Origin of the sequence: Roseovarius salis, from assembly GCF_044472985.1 — a bacterium.
Lineage (GTDB): Bacteria > Pseudomonadota > Alphaproteobacteria > Rhodobacterales > Rhodobacteraceae > Roseovarius > Roseovarius salis.
The window spans coordinates 12,643-38,857 of record NZ_JBISDG010000035.1; the positions used below are offsets into that span (position 1 = coordinate 12,643).

Genomic DNA, 26,215 nt, shown 5'->3' on the forward strand with positions numbered 1-26,215 from the left:
ATCGGCCGCCGGTGGCGTTTTCATGGGACCGAACGCGCGCGGGGGAGGGCGCCATGGCCATCGCGGAACCTGAGTTCACCATCGGGGTGGAGGAGGAGTACCTCCTGGTCGACCGCGAGACGCTCGACCTTGCCGAGGCGCCGCCGGACCTGATGGCGGCCTGCCAGGACGAGTTCAAGGGGCAGGTGGCGCCGGAGTTCCTCAAGTGCCAGATCGAGATCGGGACCAAGCCATGTGCCAGCGTGGCAGAGGCCCGCGAGGAGCTCAGGCGGCTGCGCGCGGGCGTGTCGCGGCATGCGGGGCGCTTCAACCTTGCCCCGATCGCGGCGTCCTGTCACCCGTTTTCCGACTGGCGCGAGCAGCACCATACCGACAAGGAGCGCTACAACGTGCTGCACGACGACCTTGCCGGCGTGGTGCGGCGGATGCTGATCTGCGGGATGCACGTGCATGTGGGCATAGATGACCCTGACCGGCGCATCGACCTGATGAACCAGCTGAGCTATTTCCTGCCGCACCTGCTGGCGCTGTCGACCTCCTCGCCGTTCTGGCAGGGGCGTGACACCGGGCTCGACAGCTACCGGCTGACGGTCTTCGACAATCTGCCGCGGACGGGGCTGCCCCCCCGCATGGCAAGTTTCGGCGAGTTCGAGCGGTCGGTGGGCGCGCTGACCGATCTGGGCGTGATCGAGGACGCCAGCAAGATCTGGTGGGATCTGCGCCCCTCGTCCCGCTTTCCCACGATCGAGTCGCGCATCTGCGACGTTCAGCCCCGGCTGGAGCACACGCTGACGCTGGCGGCGCTTACCCAGGCGCTGACGCGGATGCTGTGGCGGCTGGCCACGAAGAACCAGCGCTGGCGCATCTACGACTCCTTCCTCGTGGCCGAGAACCGCTGGCGGGCGCAGCGTTACGGCATCCGCAAGGGGCTGATCGATCTGGGCCGCGGCGAGATCGTCCCGATGGCGGAGCTGGTGGAAGAGATCCTCGAGCTGGTGCAGGAGGACGCCGCGGCGTTCGGGGCGCTCAGCGAGGCAGGCGCCGCGCTGGAGATCGTCCGGCACGGCACCAGTGCCAGCCGGCAAAGGCGCACCTATATCGAGGCGCTCGAGGCGGGATACGACCGCGCACATGCGCTGCGGGCCGTTGTCAGCCACCTCATCGAGGAGTTCCATGCCGATCTGTGAGCCGGGCAATTCGCGCTTGCATTCCGCGATCCGGTATTGTTGCGTGCGCGCGCAGACGCGCCCCCCGTGACACCCAAGGAGCCGCCCCATGCGCATAGGCCTGTATCCCGGCACGTTCGATCCCATCACGCTCGGCCACATCGATATCATCCGCCGGGCGGCGCTGCTGGTGGACAGGCTCGTGATCGGTGTGGCGATCAACCGTGACAAGGGGCCGATGTTCACGCTGGAGGAACGCGTCCAGATGATCGAGGCCGAGGCCGCGAAGCTGACCGAGGAGACCGGCACCGAGATCGTCGCGCACCCGTTCGAGAACCTGCTCATCGACTGTGCGCACGACGTCGGCGCACGGATCATCATCCGCGGCCTGCGCGCCGTCACCGATTTCGAGTACGAATTCCAGATGGTCGGCATGAACCGGGCGCTGGATTCGTCGGTCGAAACGGTGTTCCTGATGGCGGACGCCAACCACCAGGCGATCGCGTCCAAGCTGGTCAAGGAGATTGCCCGCCTCGACGGCGATGTGAGCGGGTTCGTCACGCCTGCGGTGAAAAGCGCCCTGATGGGAAAGCTGGCACGCGGTTGACAGGGCGCCGGCCGGTCAGCGCCAGAAAGACAGCCATTCGATAAGGTCGAACAGCCGCCGCGCGAGAAACAGCGTGTTGGACCACTCGTAAACCAGCCAATCTATTCCGAGGCCGATAAGGATCAGCACACCGAGGGCGAGGGCGGTCTGGTTGGTCATTGCGTGGCACCGTGGGCGCAGGATACCGGCGGTATGCCCCAGCCACGAAGCGCGTGCAATAGCGGTGACGGGGCGCGGGACGCAGGGCGCCCGCGCCACACCGCGGGCCTCAACCGATGCGGCCCATTTCCACCGCCACGTCGGCCATGCGGCACGAAAAGCCCCATTCGTTGTCGTACCATGCCAGCACGCGCACCAGCCGGCCGCCGGTGACCTTGGTCTGGTCCGGCGCGAAGATGGAGCTTTCGTCCGTGTGGTTGAAATCGACGCTGACCTTCGGCTCGGGGTCGTAGGCCAGCACGCCCTGCATTGGGCCCGCGGCGGCCTCGGCCACGACCTCGTTCACCTCGGTCTCTGTCACGTCGCGCTTGGCGATGAAGGTGAGGTCGACGGCCGACACGTTCGGCGTTGGCACGCGGATGGCCGAGCCGTCGAGCCGCCCCTTGAGATCGGGCAGCACCTCGCCGAGCGCCTTGGCCGCGCCGGTCGAGGTGGGGATCATCGACATCGCCGCGGCGCGGGCACGGTAGAGATCCTTGTGGCGGCGGTCGAGCGTCGGCTGGTCGCCGGTATAGGCGTGGATCGTGGTCATGATGCCGGACTCGATACCGATGCCCTCGTGCAGCACCTTGGCCAGAGGGGCGAGGCAGTTGGTGGTGCACGAGCCGTTCGAGATCATCCGCTCGCTGCCCTGCAGAGCGTCGTGGTTCACGCCGTAGACCACCGTGCGGTCGACGTTCTTGCCCGGCGCCGAGAGCAGAACCTTGCCAGCCCCGCGGTCGAGATGGGCCTTGGCCTTTTCCCCGTCGTTGAACTTGCCGGTGCATTCGAGCACCACGTCGACGCCCGACCAGTCGAGCTCTTCCATGTCGTAGGTGGAAAACATCTGCATCGGGCCGCGGCCGAGGTCCATGGTGCCCTCGCCGAGCGTGATCTCGTTGGGAAAGCGGCCATGCACGCTGTCATACTTGATCAGGTGCGCGGCGGTTTCCAGCGGACCGGTGGCGTTCACCTTGACGACCTTGATGTCGTTGCGGGTTGAGGTGGCGATATGGGCCAGCGTGCACCGGCCGATCCGGCCGAAGCCATTGATGCCGACGGTGATGGTCATGGACAAATCTCCCGAACTCTCGCGTTGCGCGCCGTATAGACGGGCGGCGGCGACGCCGAAAGCGGAAAAGCGACGCGGAACAGGATGATAGCGTTACCGTTATCGCAAAACCTTGCCGCGCCAACCGCGCGCGCGGGGGATTTCCGGGCTTGATCCGCGCCGTCCCGCGGGCGAAGACTGCGGCCAGCGGCGCGGGGCCGCGACATGCAGGGCGGGAGAGACGCGCATGAGCGGATTGCTGGCATTGCTCGACGACGTGGCCGCCATCGCGAAGGTCGCGGCGACGAGCGTCGACGACATCGCGGCGGCGGCGGGCAAGGCGGGCACCAAGACCGCCGGCGTCATCATCGACGACGCGGCGGTGACGCCGCGCTACGTGCACGGTTTCGCACCGGCCCGCGAGCTGCCGATCATCTGGCGCATCGCGCGCGGATCGGTATTCAACAAGCTGGTGATCCTTCTGCCGCTCGCGATGCTGCTGGCGAATTTCGCGCCGTGGATGATCACGCCGCTGCTGATGCTGGGCGGGTGCTACCTGTGTTTCGAGGGGGCCGAGAAGGTTTTCCACGCCCTGTTCCCTCACGCCGACAAGCACGTGGAAAAGGACATGTCGGTCAAGGATCCGGGCCATCTTGAGGAAGAGAAGGTGCGCGGCGCGATCAAGACGGACTTCATTCTCTCGGCCGAGATCATGACCATCGCGCTGGCGGCGATCGAGGCGCCGAACGCCTGGATGCAGGGGGCCACGCTGGCAGCCGTCGGCCTGATGGTGACAGCGGCGGTTTATGGCTCCGTCGGGGTGATCGTGAAGATGGACGATGTCGGTCTTTACCTTGCGCGCAATGCGCGCAGCGCGGCGGGGCAGGGTTTTGGCCGGGGGCTGGTCAAGTTCATGCCGGTTCTGCTGAAGATGCTGTCGATCGTCGGCACGGCGGCGATGCTGTGGGTGGGCGGATCGATCCTCCTGCACGGCTTTCACGAATACCATATCGCCGAGCCGGGCCACACGATCCACACCCTCGCCGGGGCTGCAGCCGATGCCGTCCCCGGGGCGGCCGGCGCGGTGGAATGGGCGGTGACGGCGGCGCTGGACGGGGTGTTCGGGCTGCTGGCGGGGCTGCTGCTGATCCCGGTGGTCACGCGCGCCGTGGGGCCGCTGATCGCCGTGGTGACGGGGAAAACCGGATGAGCCTGAGCGCCCCGGCCGCGCTCATCAAGCCCGGCAGGGCTTTCTTCGCGAAGAAGGCCGCAAGGCCTGATGAGCCGCCCCGCGTTCAGCCCTCTGGCCCGTCCATCTCCTGCCACGCGGCCAGCACGGCGCGGCGCACCGCGTCGGGCTGGCGGTCCACCGCGCCGGCAAGCCCGCGCAGCTGGCGGCGCAGGCCGTGCACCTGGTCCAGCAGCGACAGAACGACCGGCATGGCATCCGCGGGCAACGACACCTCCTCGCGCAGGTCGCAGACAAGCCGCACGCGCGCCACGTCCAGCTCGTCGAACACTGGGCCGTGCGCACCCTGTGCGGGCCGGACCCAGCCCTCGGCGACCCAGTCGCGGAGCTCCTCCAGCCGCACCCGGCGGACGGTCTCGACGACCTCGACCTCGGTCAACCTCATCTCATCCTCCCAGCTTGGCGCGCGGGTCGTGCCGCACATGCGCCCGCCAGCGCTTGGCAATTTCCTCCATCTCGTCGTCCACGGTTTCGGGCAGGACGATCCTGAGGCGCACGTGCTGGTCGCCGGCCGCGCCCTTGGGCGGCCTGATCCCCTTGCCCTTGAGCCGCAGCCGCCGGCCCGATGACGCGCCCCTTGGCACGGTCATGGTGACCCGGCCGGTGATGGTGGGCACCTCGACCTTGCCGCCCAGAACGGCCTCGTCGAAGGTGATGGGCAGCTCGACCTCGATGTCGTTCCCGTCGCGCGTGAAGAGCGGGTGGGGCCGGACCCCGATCTCGACCAGCGCGTCGCCCGGCGGCCCCCCACCCATGCCGGGCTGACCCTTTCCACGCAGGCGGAGCGTCTGCCCCTCCCGCACGCCGGCGGGAATGGTCAGCTCGATGGTGTTCCCGTCGGGCAACGGGAGGGTCCGCTTGGCACCACGGGCGGCGTCGAGGAAATCGACGTCGAGATGATAGCGCGCGTCGGCCCCCCGGGCCGTGAACTGCGCACCCCCGCCGGCCCGCCGCCCGCCGGCGGCTTCACCGAAACCGCCGAAACCGCCCCCGCCGCCGCGCGCCCGGCCGCCGAAAAGATCGGCGAAGATGTCGGAAACATCCTCGAAATCGCCGAAGCCCGAGGCGGATTGGTAGCGCCCCTGCGGATCGGCGCCGGCGTACTGGTGATAGTACTGGCGTTCGGGCCGCTCCTGTCCCGAGGCGTCGATCTCGCCCGCGTCGAAGCGGCGGCGCTTTTCCGCGTCACCGATGATGTCGTAGGCGGCACCGACCTTCTTGAACTCGTCCTGCTTGGCCTTGTCGCCCGGGTGCAGGTCGGGGTGCAGCGCCTTGGCCTTCTTGCGATAGGCCTTCTTGATCTCGTCCTGGCTGGCGTCCTTCGACACGCCCAGAACCTTGTAGGGATCGTCACTCATGCACGGCCTCCGTCACAGGCGTGGCCCCCGCCACGCCGCGTCCGCCCCCGAGATAGGCATGGCGGCCGTGGATATCAAAGGGTGATGCCCCCGGTGGGTGGGCAAGGCCGGGGTCGGTCAGCCGAGGAGCCGGCGGACCTCGGCCTCGACCGCCTCGGCCGTGATCCCGAACTTCTCGAACAGCACGTCCGCCGGGGCCGAGGCGCCGAAGCCGTCCATGCCGACGAAGCCGGCCTTGTTGGCGCGCCCGCGTTCGCCGCAAAGCCAGCGGTCCCAGCCCTGCCGCACGGCCGCCTCGACACCCACGCGCACCGGCCCGGCGGGCAGCACGCGCTTGCGATAGCTCTCGTCCTGTTGTTCGAACAGCTCCCAGCACGGCATCGAGACGACGCGCGTGCCAATCCCGGCATCCTCCAGCCGGGCGCGCGCGGCCATCGCCACCTGCACCTCCGAGCCGGTCGCCATCAGGATGACCTGACGCTTGGCACCGGCCTCGGCCAGCACGTAGGCGCCCCGCGCGGTGAGGTTGCTGGTCTTGTGCTCGGTGCGCAGTGTCGGCACGCCCTGCCGCGTCAGCGACAGCACCGACGGCGTATCGCTCGATTGCAGCGCCAGTTCCCACGCCTCGGCGGTTTCCACGGTGTCGCAGGGACGGAATACCATGGTGTTGGGCGTGGCGCGGCTGATGGCAAGATGCTCGACCGGCTGGTGGGTCGGGCCGTCCTCGCCCAGCCCGATGCTGTCGTGGGTCATGACGAAGACGGTCGGCATCTTCATGAGCGCGGCAAGCCGCATCGCGGGGCGGGCGTAGTCGGTGAAGCACATGAAGGTGCCGCCATAGGGCCGCACCCCGCCATGCAGGGCCATGCCGTTCATCGCCGCGGCCATGCCGTGTTCGCGGATGCCGTAATGGATGTAGCGGCCCTTGCGGTTGCCGGTGTCGAACACGCCCATGTCCGCCGTGCGCGTGTTGTTGGACCCCGACAGGTCGGCCGAGCCGCCGATCGTCTCGGGCATGACCGGGTTGATCACCTCGAGCACCATCTCGCTCGACTTGCGGGTGGCGACCTTTGGCGCCTCGGCGCTGACCTGCTTCTTCAGCGCCTTGATGCGCGCGGACAGCTTGCGCGGCGGTGTCCCGCCCATGACGCGGGCGAACTCCGCCTGCCGGCGCTCCGAAGCGTCCGCAAGACGCGCCTGCCATTGCGTGCGGGCCTCGGCGCCACGGCGGCCGATTTCTTCCCATGCGGACTTGATCTCGGCTGGCACCTCGAACGGGTCGCCGGGCCAGCCATAGGCCTCCTTGGCCGCGCGCAGCTGGTCCGGATCGGTCAGTGCGCCATGGGCCTTGGCCGTGTCCTGCGCCGCGTGACCCAGGCCGATATGCGTCTTGCAGGCGATCATGCTGGGCTTGCGCGAGGCCTTCGCGCGCGTCAGGGCGGCATCGATGGCGTCGGGGTCGTGGCCGTCGATCTCGATTACCTCCCAGCCCGAGGCGCGGAACCGGCGCACCTGGTCGGTGCGGTCCGCCAGCGAGACCTCGCCGTCGATGGTGATGTTATTGTTGTCCCACAAGACGATCAGCTTGCCGAGCTGCTGGCGGCCGGCCAGCGCGATCGCCTCCTGGCTGACGCCTTCCATCAGGCAGCCATCGCCGGCGATCACGTAGGTGTGGTGATCAACCAGCTTGCGGCCGAAGCGGGCGCGCAGCGACTCCTCGGCGATGGCGAACCCGACCGAGTTGGCCAGCCCCTGGCCGAGCGGGCCGGTGGTGGTCTCGATCCCGGGGTGGAGGAAATTTTCGGGGTGACCAGCCGTGATCGCGCCCCATTGGCGGAAGTCGCGGATCTGATCCAGCGTCATGCCCTCGTACCCGGTGAGGTAGAGAAGGGAGTAGAGCAGCATCGAGCCGTGGCCGGCCGACAGGATGAACCGGTCTCGGTCGGGCCAGTCCGGCGCGGCGGCATCGAATTTGAGGTGTCTCCCGAACAGGACCGTTGCCACGTCGGCCATGCCCATCGGCATGCCGGAATGGCCAGAATTCGCGGCGTGGACGGCATCCAGCGCCAGCGCGCGGATGGCCGCGGCCTTGGTCCAGTGGTCGGGATGGGCGGAGCGGAGGGCAGCGATATCCACGGAAGAAGCGTCCTTGATGTGTCAGCGGTCTGCGCGGCTGCATACCAGCCCCGCCCCAAAGATCAAGCGGCGCGGACGCCTCAAACGAGGGGGGCGAACTTTATCAAGGGATTTTGTAGAGTTGGGGCGAAACGCCCTGCCGCCGATTCGCGGACGGGGCCGCGGACCAAGAACTGAAGGTAGGGACATGAGCGATATCGAAGAGCTTCAGACCCGTATCGCCGGCGCGCTCGACCGGATCGCGCGGGGCCTCGACCGGCGCGCGGAAAGTGCGGCCGCGCAACCCGCGCAACCCGCGGAGCCGGACGAGGCGTCCAGGACGGCAGAGGCGCCCGCCGGCGACACGGCGGCAGACGCGGAAGAAGTGGCAAGGCTGCGGCAGGCGCTGGAAGACGAGCAGCTGGCCGTCGAGCAGTGGAAGGAACGCAACAAGCAACTCAAGGTTCAGCGTGACAAGTTCAAGGCCGAGATAGAGGCCGAACAGGGCCGCGTTTCCGATTCCATGGGCAGGCTGGATTCCGAATTGCAGGCGTTGCGCAAGGCCAACGAGCAGCTGCGAGAGAACAATGCCCGCCTGCGCGAAGCCAACGAGTCCGGCCTCGCCGACGCCGAACTGGTCAATGCCAGCCTCAAGGCCGAGCTGGAGGCGCTGCGCGCCGCCTATGCGGCGGACCGGGCGGAAACGGAGACGGTGATGAACGAACTGAGCGCCGCGGTCACGGCCGCCGGCCCGCAGCAGAAGCAGGAGAACGCCTGATGCCCGAGGTGGAGATCGAGATAGGTGGCCGCAATTTCGAGGTGGCCTGCCAGGAGGGCGAAGAGCATTACCTGAAATCGGCCGCCAAGATGCTGGACGAGGAGGCGTCCGTCCTGACCGCCCAGATCGGCCGCATCCCCGAGGCGCGGATGCTGCTCATGGCCGGGCTGATGCTGGCCGACAAGACGGCCGGGCTGCAGGACAAGCTGCGCGAGGCCGAGGACAAGCTGGCCGAGAAGCAGGCCGAGCTGGAACAGGCCCGAAACGCGCCGCAACCCGCGCCCAAGACCGTCGAGGTGCCCGTCGTGCCCGGCGAGGTGACCGATGCCCTCGCAGAGCTGGCGGCGCGGGCGGAGTCGCTGGCCGATCAGGTCGAAGGGGGCGACGACGGCGCGGACAAGGCCCAGACCGAAAAGCCGGAGGCCTGAGGGCGCGCTATTGCATCCGCAGCGCCCCGTCGAGGCGGATGACCTCGCCGTTGAGATAGTCGCATTCGATGATGAACCGGGCCAGCGCGGCGTATTCGGACGGATCGCCAAGCCGCTTGGGGCACGTGACGTCCTGCGCCAGCGCGTCTGTCACGTCGTCGGGCAGGCCCTGCAGCATCGGGGTAAGGAAAGTCCCGGGCGCGATGGCCATGACCCGGATCCCCTGCCTTGCGAGATCGCGCGCCATCGGCAGCGAGAGCCCGACGATCCCGCCCTTCGAGGCGGCATAGGCGGCCTGGCCCTTCTGGCCATCGAATGCGGCGATGGACGCGGTGTTGACGATCACCCCGCGCAGCCCGTCGGCCGAGGGCTCGCGCTTGGCGATCTCGGCAGCGGCAAGGCGCGCGACGTTGAAGCTGCCCACGAGGTTGATGTCCACCGTCCGGCGGAAGCTGTCCAGCGCGTGCGGCCCGTCCCTGCCAAGGGTCTTTTCGCCGGTGGCGATCCCGGCGCAGTTGACCGCGCAACTCAGGCCGTCCATCGCGGCTGTCGCGGTGTCGATGGCGGACCGGACAGAGGTTTCGTCGGTCACGTCTGTCTCGGCAAAGGCGGCGCCGATCTCGTCGGCCACGGCCTTGCCGCGCGTGGCGTCGCGGTCGAGTATCGTGACGCGCGCGCCCTGCGCCCTGAGATGGCGCGCGGTGGCTTCCCCGAGGCCCGAGGCGCCCCCGGTGACGATTGCGGCTGTATCTTGGATGCGCATTGAGGGCCTCCCGTCAGGAAATGAACATTCGTTCAGATAACCCGCTGCGTGCAGACTTGTCAAAGCCCGCGCCGCGGCCAGCGGGCCGACACGACCAGCCCCAGTACCGTCAGCAGTATGCGGTATATGTGGTGCAGGGTGACGAAGGCGGGGTTGGCCTGCAGGCTGAGCGCGACCAGCGACATCTCGGTAACGCCACCGGGGGCAAAGCTGATGAGCAGGACGTCGAACGCCTCTCCGGTCAGGGGCACCAGCGCCGCGGCGAAACCGGCGGCAAGGGCCAGCATCCCCCCGACGGAGACGAGAGACAGCCCCGCGCCGTGCAGGATCAATCTGCGGGACAGGCCCGTGAAACGCATCCCGAGCGCCGTCCCGACCACGACCTGTGCCGCGTTCACGAGCCATTGCGGCATGTCGACATGCGCCACCCCGGTCAGCGACAGCACCGCCGCCGCGGCCATGGGCCCCGTGAGCTGGCGGGCCGGCAAACGCAGCAGGTGTCCCCCGAGGCCGCCGGCGGCACCGGCCGCCACGATCAGCGGCAGTTCGCTCCACGGCACGCTGCCCTGCGCAAGCGTCATCCCGCCCGCGCTGCCCACGGGCGCGCCCAGCCAGAGCGACAGGCCGAGCGGCAGGACGGTCACCACCACGATGATGCGCAGGAACTGCTGAAGAGTGAGCCGGGTGACATCCGCGCCTGCCGCCTCGCCCATGGCCAGCGACTCGAACAAGCCGCCGGGCGTGCTGGCATAAAAGGCCGTGACGCGATCATAGCCGCCCAGACGCCGGAACACCCATATATTGTAGGCAAGACAAAGCCCGACGAAGACGGATAGCGCGGCGAAGCTGGCGGCGAACCGGCCCGCCGCGGTGAAAAGCTCCGGTGTCACCTGCGCCCCGATCATCAATCCGATCACGGCGATGAACGTCACACGCAGGCGCTGTGGAAAGACGTAGCCATCCGGCAGATGCCGGGGCAGGACGGTCGCCACCGTGCCGGAGGCCAAGAGCGGCCCAAGGAGAAACGGCAGAGGCAGGCCGGCCAGTCGGGCCGCCCAGCCCGCGACCGCACCGAGCGCGACAAGGCAAAGCGTGACAGGCAAATGACGCATGTGCCCATCAAGCACCCCTGCGCATCCCGTGCAAGCCGCCGCCGTGGCAAAATGAAAAGGGGCCGCTGGCCGGCCCCTTTCCCGTTGCATCAAGACCGTTTGGCAAGGGCTTACATCGTCGCCGCTTCACGCGCCGATTGCAGCCACTTGTCGACCTTGTCGCTGTTTTCCTCGATCCACGTCTCGGCCTGCTTTTCGAGGTCCTCGGGGCTGTCCGCGCCCGCGTTCATCTCGGCGTTCTGCGCGAAGATGTCGTCGATCGGGATGCGGACATTCTCCAGCAGCGTGGCCGCCGCGGGGTTGTTGGCAAGAAACTCCGAGTTCGCGACGGGCCGGATGTCGTTGGCCGGCCAGCCAAGGTCACAGGGCTGTTGCCCCTGGCACCCCGCAAGGCCGTCGACGGTGGTCTCGTCGGCAAGGTTCTTCTGCCCTTCGGGCAGCTTGGTCTCCTTCATCTGCAGCCAGACGACGTCTTCGCCCGGTGTCAGCTCGCCCACGGTCCAGTTCGGCGTCCACGTGTAGAAGAAGATCGGCTGGCCGTTCTGGTAGCGGCCAAGCGCATCCGCCATGGAGGCCGAGTAGCCCGCCTTGATGGCGTTGAAGTCATCATCCCAGCCGAACGCGTCGAAATGGTGCGAGATGACAGTCTCGCAGCCCCAGCCCGGCGGGCAGGCGACGAGATCGGCCTTGCCGTCGCCATTGGCGTCGAACACCTTCTGGATATCGTCCTTGGTGAGGTCCGAGACATGGGTGATGTCGTGTTTTTCGGCCGTTTTCTTGTCGATCAGGTAACCTTGCAGCGCGCCACCCTTGGCGACGTAGCCGACCTTTTCCGCGCCTTGGGCGAACGTGTCCTCGTACGAGTTGTGCAGCGGGAACCAGCCGTTCACCCAAACGTCCATGTCGCCCTGTGCGACGGACTGGTAAAAGGGCGGGTTGTCCAGCGTGGTGATGCGCGAGACGTCATAGCCCAGCTTCTCGAACAGCTGGCTGTAGATCTCGGCCTGCCACCAGCCGGTATCCCAGCTGGCCCGGGCCATGTCGATCGACGTGCCTTCGCCGGGCATGCTGTGGTTGTCGGCCGTTGCGGCCATGGGCAGGGTCATCATGGCGGCGGTGGCCGCGCCGGTTGTCAGTTTCAGGATCGCTTTCGTACGTGTCATACTGAAAGTCCTCCTTTCTCTTGGGTTGAACCGCGGGGCGTGATACGCCCGGGCGCGGTATGGATGCGGCCGCTGCCGGCAGCGCGCGGCCGCGGAACGGTTGTCAGGACACGCTTTGCCCGCCTTCGGGCGAACTTGCCGGTGCCCTCGTCCTGAAGAACGACTTGAGCGTCTCCAGAAGACCCGGTGATTTCACGGAACTCTCGCTGCCAAGCGCCTGTGTGATCCGGTCAAGGATCATCGCCAGCAGCACGATGCCGAGCCCGCCCTCGGTGGCGGCACCCACGTCCAGCCGGCCCAGCCCGGTATAGACCGTCAGGCCAAGCCCGCCCGCGCCGATCAGCGCGGCGATGACCGCCATCGACAGGGCGAGCATCAATGTCTGGTTCAGCCCGGCCATGATGGTGCGCAACGCCAGCGGCAGCTGCACCTCCCACAACACCTGCCGGTGCGAGGAGCCAAAGGCATAGGCCGCCTCGATCAGGTCCTCGGGCACCGAGCGGATGCCGAGATTGGTCAGGCGCGTGATGGGTGGCAGCGCAAAGATGATGGTGGCAATGATGCCCGGCGTCATGCCGACGCCGAACAGCATGACGATCGGCACCAGATACACGAAGGGCGGGATCGTCTGCATGATGTCGAGCACGGGGCGCAGGCCGTTGGCGAAACGGTCGCTGCGGGCCGCGGCGATTCCGAGCGGCACCCCCACCACAGCGCAGAACAGCACCGCCGTGAGGATCATCGCCAGCGTCGTCATCGTCTGGGTCCACACGCCGATCAGGTCGATCCCCACGAAGCTCGCCAGCGTGAAGAGCGCCAGCCCCCTGCTGGCCACGGCCCACGCGATGAGCGCCACAACGACGGTGAACACCGGCATCGGGATCGCCTGAAGGGCGATGTCCAGCCCCTCGAGCACGGTCGCGATCGGCACCTGTACGGCCTGGAACACGCCGCGGAAGTTGGGGACCAGCCAGCCCTTGATCGCCGTTTCCACCCATACGTCGAGCGGGATTTCGAACAGGTCAGATGGTTGCCACATGATTGCCTCCGGTCAGGCTGAAAGGGCGGGGGCCCCGGCACTGTCGCCACGGGGCTGCGCCGCCTCGTTTCCAGCCGTGTTCTTGTCCTCGGCGAGCACGGAAAAGACCGCTTCGGGTCTTACCACGCCCAGCAGGGCACCACTGTCGTCGGTCACGCCGACGGGCAGGCCGGACGAACAGGCGCCGTATATCGTGTGGATATGCGTGTCGGGCCGTGCGGTTGGCGCGTCGTGCATCACCGCGTTCTCCAGCCCGTCGGCGCCGGCCAGCGCCCGGCGCGTGACGAGCCCGGCCAGCTTGCCGTTCTCGGTCACGTGCAGCGCATCCCTGCCAAGCGCATCGAGACGTTCGTGCAACGCCGTATGGTCGGTCGTCGCGAGATCGAGCGCCTCGGGCGGGTCCATCACGCTTTGCACGTCGTAAACGCGCGCGCGGTCGACATCCTGGGTAAAGGCCGCCACGTAGTCGTCGGCCGGGTTGCCGACGATCTCTTCGGCCGTACCCACCTGAACGAAGCGCCCCTCTTTCATGATCGCGATGCGGTCTCCCAGCGTCAGCGCCTCGTCGAGGTCGTGGGTGATGAAAACGATGGTTTTCTTCAGTTCGCGCTGCAACTCAAGCAGCTCGTTCTGCATGTCGCGGCGGATCAGCGGGTCGAGCGCCGAGAAGGGCTCGTCCATCAGCAGTATCTCGGGATCCACGGCCAGCCCGCGCGCCAGCCCCACGCGCTGTTGCATGCCCCCCGACAGGGCCGAGGGCTTGCGATCGGCCCATGCGGACAGGCCCACCTTTTCAAGCGCATCAAGCGCCCGGCGGCGCCGTTCGTCGGCTGGCACGTTCGCGATCTTGAGACCGTACTCGACGTTTTCGCGCACGCTCTTGTGCGGGAACAGGGCGAAATGCTGGAAAACCATGGCGATCTTTTCCAGCCGCAACCTGCGAAGTGTCTGCTCGTCCGCGTCGTGCAGCGGCTCGCCGGCGATGTGGATCTCGCCATCGCTCGTGTCGATGAGCCGGTTGAGCATCCTGACCAGGGTGGACTTGCCGGAGCCTGACAGCCCCATGACCACGAAAACCTCGCCCTCGTCGACCGAGAAATCGACAGAATGCACACCGATGGTCTGGCCGGTCTCGGACAGGACCTCGTCCTTGGTCTTGCCCTTGCGGATCATGTCCAGCGCCTGCCCGGGGTCATCCCCGAACACCTTGGACACGTTGCTTACCTTGATTTTTGTCGTCATGCGTCGCCTCCCGTTCCGTTGAGCAGGGGTAACGCCGGGATCGCCGTCGCGTTTCGCCCGAAATGGTCGCCTGCGAACCATTCGTCAACAGCGACACGGGAATTTCTTTTGCCACGGCGACGGCGCTGGCGTTGCGACGCGGTTCCCCGGACCCTGCCTTGACGGGCGTTAATGACGCCGCCCGCGGCGATGCCATCCTGATTGCGCGAACATGCAGACAAAGGAGTGCGCGACATGAAACGCTCGAGAGTCCCGGTGGCGGCCGTGCTGGCCGCGGCGCTGGCGGCGGGGGGCGGCCCGGCCTCTGCCCAGGGCCCGACGGAAGACCCCGAACGCCCCACGCCCGTCGTCATCAAGCCCGACGAGCAAGAGTTCGTGAATTCCTGCGCCTCCTGCCACGGCGAGGACGGCAAGGGCGCGGGTTTCCTGACGAGGGTGTTCCAGGGTATCGACCCCGGGGACCTGACGCGGTTGGCGGAACGCAACGGCGGAACGTTTCCGCTTGAGCAGGTGTTCTCGGTCATCGACGGGCGCACGGAAATCGCCGCACACGGCCCGCGCAAGATGCCGGTCTGGGGCACGCGCTACATGAACCGCGAGATGACCGAGTGGGGACCGGACGAACTGAACGAACTACGCGTCCGGCACCGCATCTACGCCCTTGTCCACTATCTCCAGTCGATCCAGGTGGTGCCGGGCGGTGAGTGACGCAGCGGTGGGCGCTCGTTGCGGGCATGTACCTGATATTCCGCCGCGCCGCCAATTCGGCCTTGAAACGGATGGCCGGACCGGGTTCTAGACAGGGCAGGGCGCACGCTGACCCCCTGTAGCGGAGACCGGATGATGGCAGACGGGGACGGAACGGCCTTTCATGCACTGCCTCCGGAAAAGGTGCTGGAGGCAATGGATGCCGGGCCTGACGGGCTGAGCACGCAGGAGGCGGAACGCCGCCTGCAGGCCCATGGTCCGAATCGTTTGCCCGCGCCGCCGCGCCGCGGCGCGGTGGTGCGGTTCCTCGCGCAGTTTCACAACGTTTTGATCTACGTTCTTATCCTTTCGGCGGGGATCACCGCGTCGCTCGGCCATTGGGTGGATACCGGCGTGATCGTGGCGGTGGTTATGGTCAACGCGGTGGTCGGCTTCATCCAAGAAGGGCGTGCCGAGCAGGCCATGGACGCCATCCGCCGCATGCTGGCGCCGCGGTCCGCGGTGCTGCGCGACGGTCGCCGGGTCAGCGTGGCCGCGGCCGAGCTGGTGCCGGGCGACATCGTTCTGATAGAGGCCGGCGACCGCGCCCCGGCCGATGTGCGTTTGACATCGGCGCATGGCCTGTCGGTGCAGGAGGCCATCCTGACAGGCGAGTCCGTGCCGGTGAGCAAGGCCATCGCGCCCGTGGCGGCGCAGGCCCCGCTCGGGGACCGCGGCCCGATGTTGTTTTCCGGCACGCTGGTGGTGGGCGGCACCGGGCGCGGCGTGGTCGTTGCGACGGGCAGCGATACCGAGATCGGCCAGATCAGCGGGATGCTGGGACAGGTGGAGACGTTGACCACGCCGCTGGTGCGCCAGATGGACGTGTTTGCACGCTGGTTGACATTGATGATCCTGCTCGTCGCGGGCGCGCTGCTGACCTACGGGTATTTCGTCGGCCACATGCCGTTCGCCGATCTTTTCATGGCGGTGGTCGGCTTGTCGGTCGCGGCGATCCCCGAGGGCCTGCCCGCGGTGCTGACCATCACGCTGGCGGTGGGCGTCCAGGCCATGGCCCGGCGCAACGCGATCGTGCGACGTCTGCCCGCGATCGAAACGCTCGGCGCGGTGTCGGTCATCTGCACGGACAAGACCGGAACGCTGACACGCAACGAGATGATGGCGGCACGTCTCGCGGCAAACGGTGTAAGGTATAGCGTGGAGGGCGAGGGCTATGCGCCTGACGGGCGGGTGCGGCGCGACGGCGGCGAGCTGCCGAGCGCGGGAGACCGACCCGTGCTGACGGAATTCGCCCGTGCGTCCAGGCTTTGCAGCGACGCGGTCCTGCGCCGCACCGATGCAGGCTGGCAGGTCGAGGGGGACCCGATGGAGGGGGCCTTGTTGGCCCTCGCGGGCCGGATTTGCCGCGACGGCGCGGACCCTGCCGCAGGCTGGGAGCGCGCCGATGCCATTCCTTTCGACGCCGCTCACCGGTACATGGCCGTTTTGCATCGCGACGAGGCGGGCCATGGCGCCGTTCATGTCAAGGGCGCCCCGGAAGCGGTGCTGGAGATGTGCGCCGATCAGCGTGCGCCGGACGGGACAAGCGAGCCGCTCGATCCCGGGCACTGGCACGACATCGTCGAGTCATTCGCGGCCGAAGGCCAGAGGGTGATCGCGGTGGCCACGCGCGCCGTCGGGGAAGACCTAAGCTCTCTTGAGCCGGCGGATATCGACGGCCGGCTCACGCTGATCGGCGTCATCGGCCTGATCGACCCGCCGCGGTCCGAGGCCGCGGGGGCCGTGGCCGAGTGCCGCGCGGCCGGCATCCGCGTCAAGATGATCACCGGCGATCACGCGGCCACCGCGCGGGCCATCGCGGCGCGCATCGGCCTTCAGAACGCCGAAAAGGTTCTGACCGGAGCGGATCTCGATGCCATGGACGATGCGGAACTGCGCGAAACCGCGGCCGGGACGGATATCTTCGCCCGGACCTCGCCCGCGCACAAGCTGCGTCTCGTGACGGCCTTGCAGGCGCGTGGCCTGACCGTGGCGATGACCGGCGACGGGGTCAACGATGCCCCGGCCCTCAAGCGCGCGGATGCGGGCATAGCGATGGGGCAAAAGGGCAGCGAGGCGGCCAAGGAAGCCGCCGATTTCGTCCTGGCCGATGACAATTTCGCCTCCATCGCGGCGGCGGTGCGCGAGGGGCGGACGGTCTACGACAACATTCGCAAGGTGATCAGCTGGACCCTGCCCACCAACGCAGGCGAGGCGATGACGATCGTGCTGGCGCTCTTCGCTGGGATGGCGCTGCCCATCACCGCGGTCCAGATCCTTTGGGTCAATCTCGTCACGGCGGTGACCCTCGGCCTCGCGCTGGCCTTCGAGCCCCCTGAACCCGACACCATGAGGCGTCCGCCGCGTTCCCGTTCCGCGTCCCTCCTGCCCGGATGGATCGTTTGGCAGATCGTGCTTGTTTCGGGCCTGTTCCTCGCGGCGGTGTTCGGTCTTTTCGCCTACGCCATGGACCAGCAATACCCGCTGGCACTGGCGCAGACGATGGCGCTGAACATGCTGGTGGTGCTGGAGATCTTCTACCTTTTCTTCATACGCACCCTGCGGGGAACCTCGCTCACATGGGCGACGGTACGCGGCACGCGGGTGGTCTGGACCTGCGTGATCGCCGTTGTAGCGGCGCAGGCGGCTGTCACCTACCTGCCGCCAATGCAGGAAGTGTTCGGCACGCGTGCGGTGCCGTATGCGGATGGGGCGCTGATCGTCGGGATCGGGATTGCGTTCGTCGTTCTGATCGAAATCGAGAAACGCATGCGCCTGGCCTTGCGACCACCCCGCGACAGCGCGCGCGGTTCGGGCTGAGGCGGTTGCGGCGGCAACCTCACACGGGCACCGACTCCTTCTTGGCCGTGCCCGTGGCCGAGCTTGTCTTGGAGGCCTTTTTCAGCGTATCGCGGCTGGCCTCCGACTCCTCCCGCGTCATGTGGCCGGCGCAGCGCGAACACGTGTCGACCCATTCCTGCATGTCCTCGGCGATCCGTTCCATCGAACGCGTCTGCCATTCGGTGATGGCGCGCATGGCGCCCGCGGGGTCGGTGGCGCCGTTTTGCGTCACTTCCTGCGCGGCGGCCAGCGCGGTCTGCGCGGCCTTGTGGCGGCGTGCGAACCAGTGCCGGGCGAACGTCTCCGTTTCGTCCAGAACGGCGTCCTGCGCCCTCCAGAAATGCACCAGCTGCGGCCCGATCACCGGGTTGAGTGCGATGATCTCCTGCGCGTGGCGGAACATGTCCGTCATCGTCGAGGGTATCTGGGTGCGCTGCGCCATCTGACATCTCCCGGGCCGGCAAGGTGATTCGATCTCGGCCCTTTGTCGCCTGCAAAGCCGCAAAGAGCATTAACATGTGAAAAAGACGCCGGAAATCCGGCGGGCGACCCGCGGCAGGACAGGTCGGCGCGAATCCGCTTTCAACTCAAATATCGGATTCCAATACGAATTCCGCAAACGATTCGCGGGCAGCCGGATGGTGCCGCGGTTGGATATGACGGCAAACAAGATGTCCCTCCGCGCCGCAACCTAATGTGAGTGCCAAAACGGGCACGAGGCTGCCAACGAAACGCGAGCGGCCGGGAGCATCACTTCGTTCAATTCAGATTTGCACGACGACGAAAGGAACCAAAGTGTTTTCCGAACTGAACCCAACCAAGGATCCGGACGCGCTCGCGCGGGTCTTTCCAACCGGGGACGCAGGCGGCTTGCCCAGCAGGGTGCAGGCCGCTTTCCCGCGTCATGTGCAATCCTTCCGGGACAACAGCACCCTGCTGCTGGAGGACGAGGAATGCCGGTCGGTGTTCTACCTGATCGATGGCTGGCTGGCGCTATCGAAATCCCTCACCGAAGGGCAGACACAGATCATAGACTTCGCGCTGCCCGGTGAAATCGTCGATCCGGTCTCCGGCGACGGGGTGACCTCCAACGTGACGGTCGAGGCGCTGTCCGACGGTGCGGTGATCGCCGTGCCATACGCGGGGTGGGAGCGGATGACCGACGACTGGCGCGACCTCAACCATGCCTTGCACCGCATCGAGTCGGCACAGACGGCGCGGCGAAGCGAGCGGATGCTGCGGCTCGGCAAGGCGTCGGCCGAGACGCGGGTCGCCTATGCCTTGCTGGAATTCTGCGTGCGCATCGACGCCGCCTGCGACCGGTCGTCGCCGGCGTTCCATGTCCCCCTGACGCAACAGCAGCTTGGCGATTACGTGGGTCTGTCCTCGGTCCATGTGTGCCGGACGATGCGGCGCATGTCGCGCAACGGGATCATCGTGATGACCAACCACATGGATATCCGTGTCCTCGACCCGCAGGCGATGGCCGCGCTTGCCGGGATCGATCGCGAAAACCTCCGGCGGCGTATTCTGCCCGGCTCATGCGGCATGCATGCGGGCGCCTGAGGGCGCGTCAGCAGGGCGCGGGCGGGTTGTGCGGATCGTCGGCGGCAAGGCCGGTGAGGTCCGGCGGCAGCGGGCCACGCGTCTCGACGATTTCGCCAAGCGTCTCGCCGGCCAGATGCTCGGAGTAATCCTCGGCAATCCGGTCCACCGAAAGCAGGCCGACAAGGCGCGCCGCGTTGTCGCAAACCGGCAGGTGACGCAACTGGTGATCGCCCATGATGGCCGCCGCGTCCTCGATGCGCTGCGTCTCAAAGCAGATGAGGGGATCGCGGCTCATGATGTCGCGGACGCTCGTCGACCGGGCCGCCCGGTCGAGGGCGACGCAGCGCACCACGATGTCCCGGTCGGTGAGAACCCCCACCAGAGACTGTGCGTCAAGAACGCACAGCATGCCGGCGTGCAGGTCGCGCATCCTGACGGCCGCCGCGGTCACGCCGGAGGTGGCCGGGATGGTGGCGGCGGGTCGTGTCATGATATCCGCGATCTTCATGTCCGTTTCACCTTTACCCGTAATTTTCCACATGACACGGGGCCAGAGCGCATGGCGCATTGGGCGACCGCGACGGCCAAAGGACTCTTCGTGCCCGCGCGGTATCCTGCCCCCTCGGGGTCATGTCCCCTGGCGGTGCCCATGAGTCTCTGTTCCCTTCAGCGAGGTTACGGCGGAATTCCCCTGCATGCCTTAACGGAAGGCAAGCCTTAGCGGGATGCGGCGTTCCGCCCGTGGGTTGACGGCCGTCAATGACGGGGCCGGGCACGCGGCCGATCCTTCAATGGGCGCGGGTGTCCATCGCACGTAACAGCGTCGGATCCTGCGCCCCGAAAGACAATGCGGCGGCCACGCCATCGCCCGCCGTCAGACGGACAGCAACAGGAGGGACGATGCCATGACCGGAGCCCCTTTCGCCCGGGGACGCCACCCGCGCAGCCGCAAGACGCCGCGCACCGTGTACGAATACCGGTGCTGGCCACCATGCGAAGGGCCGCTGGCGGGACGGCTCGAGCGCGACTGGCGCCCTGTCCGGGCCGAAACGCGCGCCGATATCTACCTGCTCTCCGCGATCAGCGACTCCTGTCTCGTCAGGCTGCGCGATGGCGTGATGCTCGAGATCAAGTCGCGCTTTGCCGATGCCGGTCCGCTGCAGTGCTGGACAATGGCGCGGTCGGTTCCCTTCCCGATGTCGCCCGATGATTTCCTGGACGTCGCCGTGTCGCTTGGTCTTTCGGAGATGCCCGAGGAGCAGGCCGCGTTATCGCCCGCGCATCTGCTGTCGTCGCTCGGGGCGGCATCGCGCCCGGTCGTCGCGCAATCGGTCACGAAATCCCGCTTGCTGTTCGAACGGGGTATCTGCCGAACGGAGCTGTGCAAGGTTCGTTGGGCCGGCGGCGAGGTTCTCAGCCTCGCCGTGTCGGACCCGTGCCGCCAGGGCGCCATGGCCGCCGTCCGCGAGCTGGGGCTGGAGCGCCACCGGAACCAGTCCTACGGCGAGTTCCTCGTGCCGCCCCCGCTCTCGGTGGTCTCCGCGTCCTCATCGCCGGCATGACCGATGTCGGGTCGTTGTGCTCCGGTTGCCGCGCGGGCCTGCTCAAGCGTCGCCGAAGCCGGACCGCCGGCGTCGATGGCCGTCCAGCCCCGCGCGGTATCGCCCGTCTCCAACTGCTGGCGGACAACCGCGGCGTCGGCATCCGACGCGTCCCCGCTGCGGCTTGACACGCGTTCGACGAGAACCTCCTCACGCGCGGTCAGCCAAAGGCCGGTCATCGGCACGCCGGCCCGTTCGGCCAGTTCCCTGACACGGTCGCGTTCGTCCTGACGGTCGAACACCGCGTCGAGCACCGCGGAATGCCCGGCCAGCAGCAGGCGCATGGCCTTGTCACGCAGCACGGAATAGACGCGCTCGCTGGCCTCTGCAGAATATGCCTCGGGCGGAAGGGCGGTCAGCGGGTCCACACCGTATAGCGTCTTGCGCTCGATGTCGCTGCGCAGGTGGACCGCCCCCGGCGCGGCGCCTATCCCCGGTGCAAGGTGCCGCGCGAGCGTCGTCTTGCCGGTCCCCGAGAACCCGCCGACGGCGACCAGCCGCGGGGCGGGAGGATCGAGATGATCCAGCGCCTGCGCAAGGTAGCCTCGGGCCTCGCGCGTCTTGGCCGCGGCATCCTCGCCTTCCATGCGTGCGGACTGTACCGACACCATGGCGCGTATGCCTGCCCTAAGGCCCAGGAACAGGGGCAGGGCGGCGAGCCCGTCGAGATGCGCGACATCGTCCATGCGGCGCAGCCACGCCCCGAGAACCGCGTTTGCGGCATTATCCAGGCCGCGGTGCAGCATGTCCATCAGCAGGAAGGCCAGATCGTAGAGCACGTCCAGCGTGCCGAGCCGTTCATCGAATTCCAGCGCATCGAACGGGACAGGCCGCCCGTCCAGAACAACCATGTTGCCCATGTGCAGATCGCCATGGCCCCGCCGCACATGCCCGGCCCGCCCGCGCGTGGCCAGCAAGGCGCCGGTCGCGTCGACCCGGGCCGCGACGAGATCGTTGAAACGCGCGATATCACCGGCCGGCAGGATATCCGTCATCCCGGCAAAGGCGCCGTCCAGCTCCGTGGCGATGTCCCGCACCAATGCCTGACCGTCCTCCGCGCGGGGCTCGGCGCGGGCGTGCAGATCCGCCACGGTGGTGCCGATATCCTCTGCCAGCCGGGTGGTCAGCGCGCCGCGCGCCGCGACGGCAGACAACTCGGCCCCTTGGGGGAAACGTCGCATGTGCAGACACCACTCGACAGGTTCGCCGTCTCCGTCCAGCGCCAGCCGCCCGTCCGCGTCGCGCGTGACCGCAACGAGCCCGAGGTAGATCCCCGGGGCCGCGGACGCGTTGAGATCGAACTCGTGCCGGAGCATCGCGCGGCGTTTTTCGGGGGTGGAGAAATCCAGGTAGTCATAGCGCACGGGCCGCTTGACCTTGTAGGCGTCACGCCCCACGAGAAACACGATCGCCGCATGGGTCCGGTGCATCTCGACCGGGCCGTCGGCGGCGTGGGTGGCCGGATCGGACAGGAGGGCAACGATATCCTCGAACGGCGGTGGCCCGTCTTGTGCCCCCGTCATTCGGACCACGGGTGCACGTGCACGTCGCGGCCGGAATGGCCCTTGAGGATCTTGACCGCCAGATCCTCCTTTTCCTTGTCGGCGACACGGACCCACATCAGGATGCCACCGTGCTTGATCTGGTTCTCGTAGTATTCGCGGTGCCGCTGCCCGACACGGCGCGCCAGAAGGCTCCCGATCACGCCCGCCGGCCCGCCCCCGACGGCGATCGCGGCAATGGATGCAGCCAGAGTGCTGGCCGGCGTAAGGAGGGCGGCCATCGCCACGTAGGAGCCGAGGAATAAGAATCCGCCGGCTATGGCGCCCTCCAGCTCTCCAATGGCCTCCTCGGAGACGAAGTTCGCACGGGGCGCGTCGGGATTGTCCTCCAGTTCCGTGGCCTTCCAGAAGGCGTCGCCGAGTTTTTCTTCCAGCACCTCCTGTCTGGCGAGCAGGCTGATATCATCCAGCCGGAATCCGAGCAGCCTCAGGTCGTGGAACGCCGCCCTGAGATCGGCGGCTGAATCGAACACGCCCACGGCCTCGGGCACGTTGATATAAGTGGACTTCCCCGACCGGGGGGAGCCTTTTTCCTTCATGACGTCCTCCGATACGATGCCATCACGTTTTAGCGCGCGCTGTCAAAGCCCGCTTTGACCTGAATTAAATTGTGCCTGCGGACGCGTCGTGCCGTGGCGTGCCGGCCAGGCGGGGCGACCCGGCCGGACAGAGGCCGCGGCGGGAGGACGACCGGCAGCGCCGGCCCGCCGCTATTCCTGGATCGATTCGAGGTAATAGGCGATGGACAGGATCCGGCCGCGGATGATGACCTCGCCGCCGTAGGGACCGGCCTTCACCAGGTCCTTGGCAAAGCGCTTGCCCCACACCGGCATCGGGTAGCCATGCCCGCGGGTGCCCTGGCGTCCGTCGATGCTGTGGATCACGTCGAGCATGGGGAATTGACCGTCATTCGCGGCAGCCAGCCCGGTCAGCCCGGGCACCTTGATGGTCATGAGATCGGCCAGCGGGCCGTCGCCCTGTGCGCTCTCGCCGTGGCAGGAGGCGCAGGCGTCGAGGTATTCTGCCCTGCCGACTTCCTCCGCCGCGGCGGCCGTGCCAAGGAGCAGCCCCCCGGCAACTGCTGCGAGTATCGTCCTTGTCCGTGTCATCTTTCCCTCCGAGTGGATGCGCCGGTCGGCAATTCGGCCGCCGGTTCCGAATGGTTAGCATGGTGGCGCACACCCGGTATTGACGCAGGTTAACGCGGCCGTGGCGTCCGGCCACCGCCCCGAAGGCCCGCCTTGTTAACCGTGGTCAATGCATGCCCGTGCGGGCCGGCGCAGGGTTGGCCGCGTGTCAGCCCAGAGGAGGAGAATGCCATGCTGATGCTTACCAGCCCGGATTTCGCCCCGGGCGAACCCATTCCCCAAAGGTTCACATGCGACGGCCAGAATGTCTCGCCGGCGTTTCGGTGGGCCGGTGTTCCCGAGGGCACCGAGGAACTGATCCTCGTCTGCGAGGACCCCGACGCACCACGTGGCCCGTTCCTGCACTGGGCGGCCTACGGCATCTCGCCAAGCCGGGACTTCCTGCACGCCGGTTACGCCGACGGTGCCGACGCGCCGGGGTTCCACCAGGCCGTGAACGACTTCGGCAAGGCCGGCTACGGCGGTCCCTGCCCGCCGGTGGGCGATGCGCCGCATAGCTACCGATTCCGGCTGAGCGCCCATGAGCGGGCGCTTGCAGGCGTTTCCGCTGGAACGACATGCCGCGAGATCGTGGAGATGGCCACCCCGCACGTGATCGACAGCGCAGAGATCATCGGCGTCTATGCCCGTGCACGGCCCGCGGCGATCGAACAGGAAAGGGCGGGCTGATGAAGGTGCCACTGGAATTCGCCGCGCGCGACATGGAGATCCAGGACGCGTTGCGCGATCTGGTCGAGGACAGGGTCGCGCAGCTGGAACGGCTCTACGGCGGCATCACCAGCTGCCGCGTCCATGTCAGCGCGCCGCACAACCGCCACCGCCGGGGTAACCTGTTCGAGGTCACGCTGGAGGTCCACGTGCCGGGGCGGGATCTCGTGACCAAGGTGCACAAGCACGATGCGCCCGAGCACGAGCACCTGGCAGTCGCGGTGCGCGACGCGTTCTCGGCCATGGAGCGCAAGCTGAGGGCATGGAAACAGAAGGCTCGGGGCGACGTGAAGCATCACGACGGGCCGTTGCAGGGCAGGATCGCGGAAATCCACCACGACGAGGGATACGGCCAGATCATCGCGACCGACCATCGCCTGATCTATTTCCATCGCAACAGCGTGGTGGATGGCTCCTTCGACGCGTTGCGCCCGCGCGACCCGGTAGAGCTGGTCGTTCAGACCGACGAGAGCGATATCGGCCCGCAGGCCAGCACCGTGCGCCCCATTGGCGGGCTTGATTTCGATCCGGGATAGGGGTCAGGCACGCCGGACCTGCGTGCCTTGCCGCCGCGGCAGCGCCACGGCGGCCGGTCGTCCGCACGGCGCCGTCATTTCGATGCCTTCACCTCGATCTTGCGGGCGCGGTTCTGCGCCTCGGGCTTCTTGGGCAGGCGCACGGTCAGCACCCCGTTGCGGAAGGTGGCGTCGGTCTTGTCGTGGTCGATGCCCTCGGGGATCCGCACGGTGCGGCGGAACGAGCCGAAGCGGCGCTCGCAAACATAGTAGTCGCCTTCCTTGTCGCCCTTCTCCGTCTCCTCCTTCTTCTCGCCGCTCAGGGTCAGTGTGCTGTCGTTGACCTGCACATCGATATCCGACTCCTCCATGCCCGGCAGGTCGGCAACGAGCTTTACCTCGTCCGCCTTGTCGATGACGTCGAGGCGCGGCATTCCGAGACCCCCCGGCTGTGTTCCGGCCGGCCGGCGTGGCGCGCGGAGCGGGGCCAGGTGTCGGCCCGTTGCGAAATCGTCGAACAGGCGCTCCATTTCTTCGCGCAGGTCCCAGAACGGGCGCCACGCCTGTTCCGCGACGCTGCGACCGGCCTTGCCTTCGGAGGGTGCGGGGGTGGTTTCCTGATCCGTCGCCATTGGATGGGTCTCCCGTTTTCGAAAATCGAAGCTGACTTGCTGTTGGACAGCACAATCTTGGAAGTCGGCGGGATACATGCATTAACCGCGGTCAAGGGGGCGCGGGCCCGCAACCGGCAATATCGCGCCATGACCGGGAACGAGGTAAAGCCGCCGGGCACGTTGCGCCTGTTTCTTGCCGGCGACGTGATGCTGGGGCGCGGGATCGACCAGATTCTGCCCGCCCCGTGCGATCCGCGCATCCACGAACACCATGTCCGGTCTGCCCTGGGCTATGTCGAACTGGCAGAGCGCCGCGCCGGCCCTATCCCCAGAGGTGTCGACCCCGGCTATGTCTGGGGGCCGCTGCCCGGCGACCTGGACCGTCGCGCGTGCGATCTGAGGGTCGTGAACCTCGAGACGGCGATCACGCGCGGCGGCACGCCGGCGCCCAAGGGAATCAACTACCGCGTCTCGCCCCAGAACGCCGTGGCGCTTTGCGCGGCGGGGATCGATGCCTGCGGCCTCGCGAACAACCACGTGCTCGACTGGGGCACGGCAGGGCTGGTGGACACGCTGGACACGCTTGACCGGCTCGGGGTCGGCCGGGCCGGGGCCGGGCGCACGGCGCAGGAGGCCGCGCGGCCGCTGTCGCTTGGGGCACG

Annotated in this window: 28 protein-coding genes; 12 read left to right on the top strand and 16 right to left on the bottom strand. The window is 67.5% G+C overall.

Annotated features, from left to right (window positions below; translation table 11 throughout):
- Positions 1-53: 53 nt before the first annotated feature.
- Both ACH13J_RS13935 and coaD read left to right on the top strand, forming a co-directional pair.
- Positions 54-1,187: a carboxylate-amine ligase gene (locus ACH13J_RS13935; protein ID WP_397543952.1), complete on the top strand. Its 1,134-nt coding sequence runs from the start codon at positions 54-56 to the stop codon at positions 1,185-1,187.
- A gap of 88 nt (positions 1,188-1,275) precedes the next feature.
- The gene (coaD, locus tag ACH13J_RS13940) at positions 1,276-1,773 is read left to right on the top strand and encodes a pantetheine-phosphate adenylyltransferase (RefSeq protein WP_397543953.1); all 498 of its coding nucleotides are present in this window, start codon (positions 1,276-1,278) and stop codon (positions 1,771-1,773) included.
- A 15-nt stretch (positions 1,774-1,788) separates the two neighbouring features.
- On the opposite strand, the gene ACH13J_RS13945 is transcribed toward coaD, so the two are convergent.
- The gene (locus ACH13J_RS13945) at positions 1,789-1,932 is read right to left on the bottom strand and encodes a hypothetical protein (protein ID WP_397543954.1); all 144 of its coding nucleotides are present in this window, start codon (positions 1,930-1,932) and stop codon (positions 1,789-1,791) included.
- A 109-nt stretch (positions 1,933-2,041) separates the two neighbouring features.
- Positions 2,042-3,043: a type I glyceraldehyde-3-phosphate dehydrogenase gene (gene gap / locus ACH13J_RS13950; protein WP_397543955.1), complete on the bottom strand. Its 1,002-nt coding sequence runs from the start codon at positions 3,041-3,043 to the stop codon at positions 2,042-2,044.
- Between the two features lie 226 nt (positions 3,044-3,269).
- On the opposite strand from gap, the gene ACH13J_RS13955 reads away from it, so the two are divergent.
- The gene (locus ACH13J_RS13955) at positions 3,270-4,232 is read left to right on the top strand and encodes a DUF808 domain-containing protein (RefSeq protein ID WP_397543956.1); all 963 of its coding nucleotides are present in this window, start codon (positions 3,270-3,272) and stop codon (positions 4,230-4,232) included.
- Positions 4,233-4,317: 85 nt separating this feature from the next.
- Here the strand turns inward: ACH13J_RS13955 and ACH13J_RS13960 are convergent, their stop codons facing one another.
- The 3 genes from ACH13J_RS13960 to tkt form a co-directional block, all read right to left on the bottom strand.
- Positions 4,318-4,656, bottom strand: coding sequence for a chaperone modulator CbpM (locus ACH13J_RS13960; RefSeq protein WP_397543957.1), 339 nt, complete (start codon positions 4,654-4,656; stop codon positions 4,318-4,320).
- Between the two features lies 1 nt (position 4,657).
- Positions 4,658-5,629, bottom strand: coding sequence for a DnaJ C-terminal domain-containing protein (locus ACH13J_RS13965; RefSeq protein ID WP_397543958.1), 972 nt, complete (start codon positions 5,627-5,629; stop codon positions 4,658-4,660).
- 117 nt (positions 5,630-5,746) lie between these two features.
- Positions 5,747-7,765 carry a transketolase gene (gene tkt / locus ACH13J_RS13970; protein WP_397543959.1) on the bottom strand — a complete coding sequence of 673 codons (2,019 nt, stop codon included), beginning with the start codon at positions 7,763-7,765 and terminating at the stop codon, positions 5,747-5,749.
- 187 nt (positions 7,766-7,952) lie between these two features.
- On the opposite strand from tkt, the gene ACH13J_RS13975 reads away from it, so the two are divergent.
- Both ACH13J_RS13975 and ACH13J_RS13980 read left to right on the top strand, forming a co-directional pair.
- Complete coding sequence (locus ACH13J_RS13975; RefSeq protein WP_397543960.1) at positions 7,953-8,522, top strand: hypothetical protein; 570 nt, start codon at positions 7,953-7,955, stop codon at positions 8,520-8,522.
- Positions 8,522-8,950: a cell division protein ZapA gene (locus ACH13J_RS13980; protein ID WP_397543961.1), complete on the top strand. Its 429-nt coding sequence runs from the start codon at positions 8,522-8,524 to the stop codon at positions 8,948-8,950. Before ACH13J_RS13975 ends, ACH13J_RS13980 begins: the two co-directional genes overlap by 1 nt.
- Before the next feature lie 7 nt (positions 8,951-8,957).
- Here the strand turns inward: ACH13J_RS13980 and ACH13J_RS13985 are convergent, their stop codons facing one another.
- The 5 genes from ACH13J_RS13985 to ACH13J_RS14005 form a co-directional block, all read right to left on the bottom strand.
- Positions 8,958-9,713: an SDR family NAD(P)-dependent oxidoreductase gene (locus ACH13J_RS13985; RefSeq protein WP_397543962.1), complete on the bottom strand. Its 756-nt coding sequence runs from the start codon at positions 9,711-9,713 to the stop codon at positions 8,958-8,960.
- 59 nt (positions 9,714-9,772) lie between these two features.
- The gene (locus ACH13J_RS13990) at positions 9,773-10,825 is read right to left on the bottom strand and encodes an AbrB family transcriptional regulator (RefSeq protein WP_397543963.1); all 1,053 of its coding nucleotides are present in this window, start codon (positions 10,823-10,825) and stop codon (positions 9,773-9,775) included.
- Between the two features lie 110 nt (positions 10,826-10,935).
- Positions 10,936-11,988, bottom strand: a complete 1,053-nt coding sequence (gene proX, locus ACH13J_RS13995; RefSeq protein ID WP_397543964.1) for a glycine betaine/L-proline ABC transporter substrate-binding protein ProX — start codon at positions 11,986-11,988, stop codon at positions 10,936-10,938.
- A gap of 103 nt (positions 11,989-12,091) precedes the next feature.
- A complete protein-coding gene (locus tag ACH13J_RS14000) occupies positions 12,092-13,027 on the bottom strand; it encodes an ABC transporter permease subunit (protein WP_397543965.1) in 936 nt (311 codons plus the stop codon).
- A gap of 12 nt (positions 13,028-13,039) precedes the next feature.
- A complete protein-coding gene (locus ACH13J_RS14005) occupies positions 13,040-14,269 on the bottom strand; it encodes a betaine/proline/choline family ABC transporter ATP-binding protein (RefSeq protein ID WP_397543966.1) in 1,230 nt (409 codons plus the stop codon).
- 234 nt (positions 14,270-14,503) lie between these two features.
- On the opposite strand from ACH13J_RS14005, the gene ACH13J_RS14010 reads away from it, so the two are divergent.
- A complete protein-coding gene (locus ACH13J_RS14010) occupies positions 14,504-14,977 on the top strand; it encodes a c-type cytochrome (RefSeq protein ID WP_397543967.1) in 474 nt (157 codons plus the stop codon).
- A 135-nt stretch (positions 14,978-15,112) separates the two neighbouring features.
- Entirely contained in the window at positions 15,113-17,836 is a 2,724-nt protein-coding gene (locus ACH13J_RS14015) for an HAD-IC family P-type ATPase (RefSeq protein ID WP_397543968.1), read from the top strand.
- A 19-nt stretch (positions 17,837-17,855) separates the two neighbouring features.
- Here ACH13J_RS14015 and ACH13J_RS14020 read toward each other — a convergent pair whose 3' ends face one another.
- Positions 17,856-18,299: a hypothetical protein gene (locus ACH13J_RS14020; protein WP_397543969.1), complete on the bottom strand. Its 444-nt coding sequence runs from the start codon at positions 18,297-18,299 to the stop codon at positions 17,856-17,858.
- A 353-nt stretch (positions 18,300-18,652) separates the two neighbouring features.
- Here ACH13J_RS14020 and ACH13J_RS14025 point away from each other — a divergent pair, with 353 nt between their 5' ends.
- Positions 18,653-19,423: a helix-turn-helix domain-containing protein gene (locus ACH13J_RS14025; RefSeq protein WP_397543970.1), complete on the top strand. Its 771-nt coding sequence runs from the start codon at positions 18,653-18,655 to the stop codon at positions 19,421-19,423.
- A 7-nt stretch (positions 19,424-19,430) separates the two neighbouring features.
- On the opposite strand, the gene ACH13J_RS14030 is transcribed toward ACH13J_RS14025, so the two are convergent.
- Positions 19,431-19,913 carry a CBS domain-containing protein gene (locus ACH13J_RS14030; RefSeq protein WP_397543971.1) on the bottom strand — a complete coding sequence of 161 codons (483 nt, stop codon included), beginning with the start codon at positions 19,911-19,913 and terminating at the stop codon, positions 19,431-19,433.
- Between the two features lie 397 nt (positions 19,914-20,310).
- On the opposite strand from ACH13J_RS14030, the gene ACH13J_RS14035 reads away from it, so the two are divergent.
- Entirely contained in the window at positions 20,311-20,967 is a 657-nt protein-coding gene (locus ACH13J_RS14035) for a hypothetical protein (RefSeq protein ID WP_397543972.1), read from the top strand.
- Here the strand turns inward: ACH13J_RS14035 and ACH13J_RS14040 are convergent.
- The 3 genes from ACH13J_RS14040 to ACH13J_RS14050 form a co-directional block, all read right to left on the bottom strand.
- Complete coding sequence (locus tag ACH13J_RS14040; RefSeq protein ID WP_397543973.1) at positions 20,904-22,529, bottom strand: bifunctional aminoglycoside phosphotransferase/ATP-binding protein; 1,626 nt, start codon at positions 22,527-22,529, stop codon at positions 20,904-20,906. The genes ACH13J_RS14035 and ACH13J_RS14040 overlap by 64 nt on opposite strands.
- On the bottom strand, positions 22,526-23,107 hold the full coding sequence (locus ACH13J_RS14045; RefSeq protein WP_397543974.1) for a hypothetical protein: 582 nt from the start codon (positions 23,105-23,107) through the stop codon (positions 22,526-22,528). Before ACH13J_RS14045 ends, ACH13J_RS14040 begins: the two co-directional genes overlap by 4 nt.
- A gap of 171 nt (positions 23,108-23,278) precedes the next feature.
- Positions 23,279-23,677 (bottom strand): c-type cytochrome, encoded by a 399-nt coding sequence (locus ACH13J_RS14050; protein WP_397543975.1) that lies wholly within the window; start codon positions 23,675-23,677, stop codon positions 23,279-23,281.
- A 210-nt stretch (positions 23,678-23,887) separates the two neighbouring features.
- Between ACH13J_RS14050 and ACH13J_RS14055 the strand changes: the two genes are divergently transcribed.
- Positions 23,888-24,385 (top strand): YbhB/YbcL family Raf kinase inhibitor-like protein, encoded by a 498-nt coding sequence (locus ACH13J_RS14055; protein WP_397543976.1) that lies wholly within the window; start codon positions 23,888-23,890, stop codon positions 24,383-24,385.
- Positions 24,385-24,960, top strand: a complete 576-nt coding sequence (hpf, locus tag ACH13J_RS14060; protein ID WP_397543977.1) for a ribosome hibernation-promoting factor, HPF/YfiA family — start codon at positions 24,385-24,387, stop codon at positions 24,958-24,960. The genes ACH13J_RS14055 and hpf overlap by 1 nt, the downstream gene beginning before the upstream one ends.
- A gap of 74 nt (positions 24,961-25,034) precedes the next feature.
- Here the strand turns inward: hpf and ACH13J_RS14065 are convergent, their stop codons facing one another.
- The gene (locus ACH13J_RS14065) at positions 25,035-25,571 is read right to left on the bottom strand and encodes an Hsp20 family protein (protein ID WP_397543978.1); all 537 of its coding nucleotides are present in this window, start codon (positions 25,569-25,571) and stop codon (positions 25,035-25,037) included.
- A 129-nt stretch (positions 25,572-25,700) separates the two neighbouring features.
- On the opposite strand from ACH13J_RS14065, the gene ACH13J_RS14070 reads away from it, so the two are divergent.
- Positions 25,701-26,215, top strand: a 515-nt coding sequence (locus tag ACH13J_RS14070; RefSeq protein ID WP_397543979.1) for a CapA family protein, incomplete at its 3' end; no start/stop codon positions are given.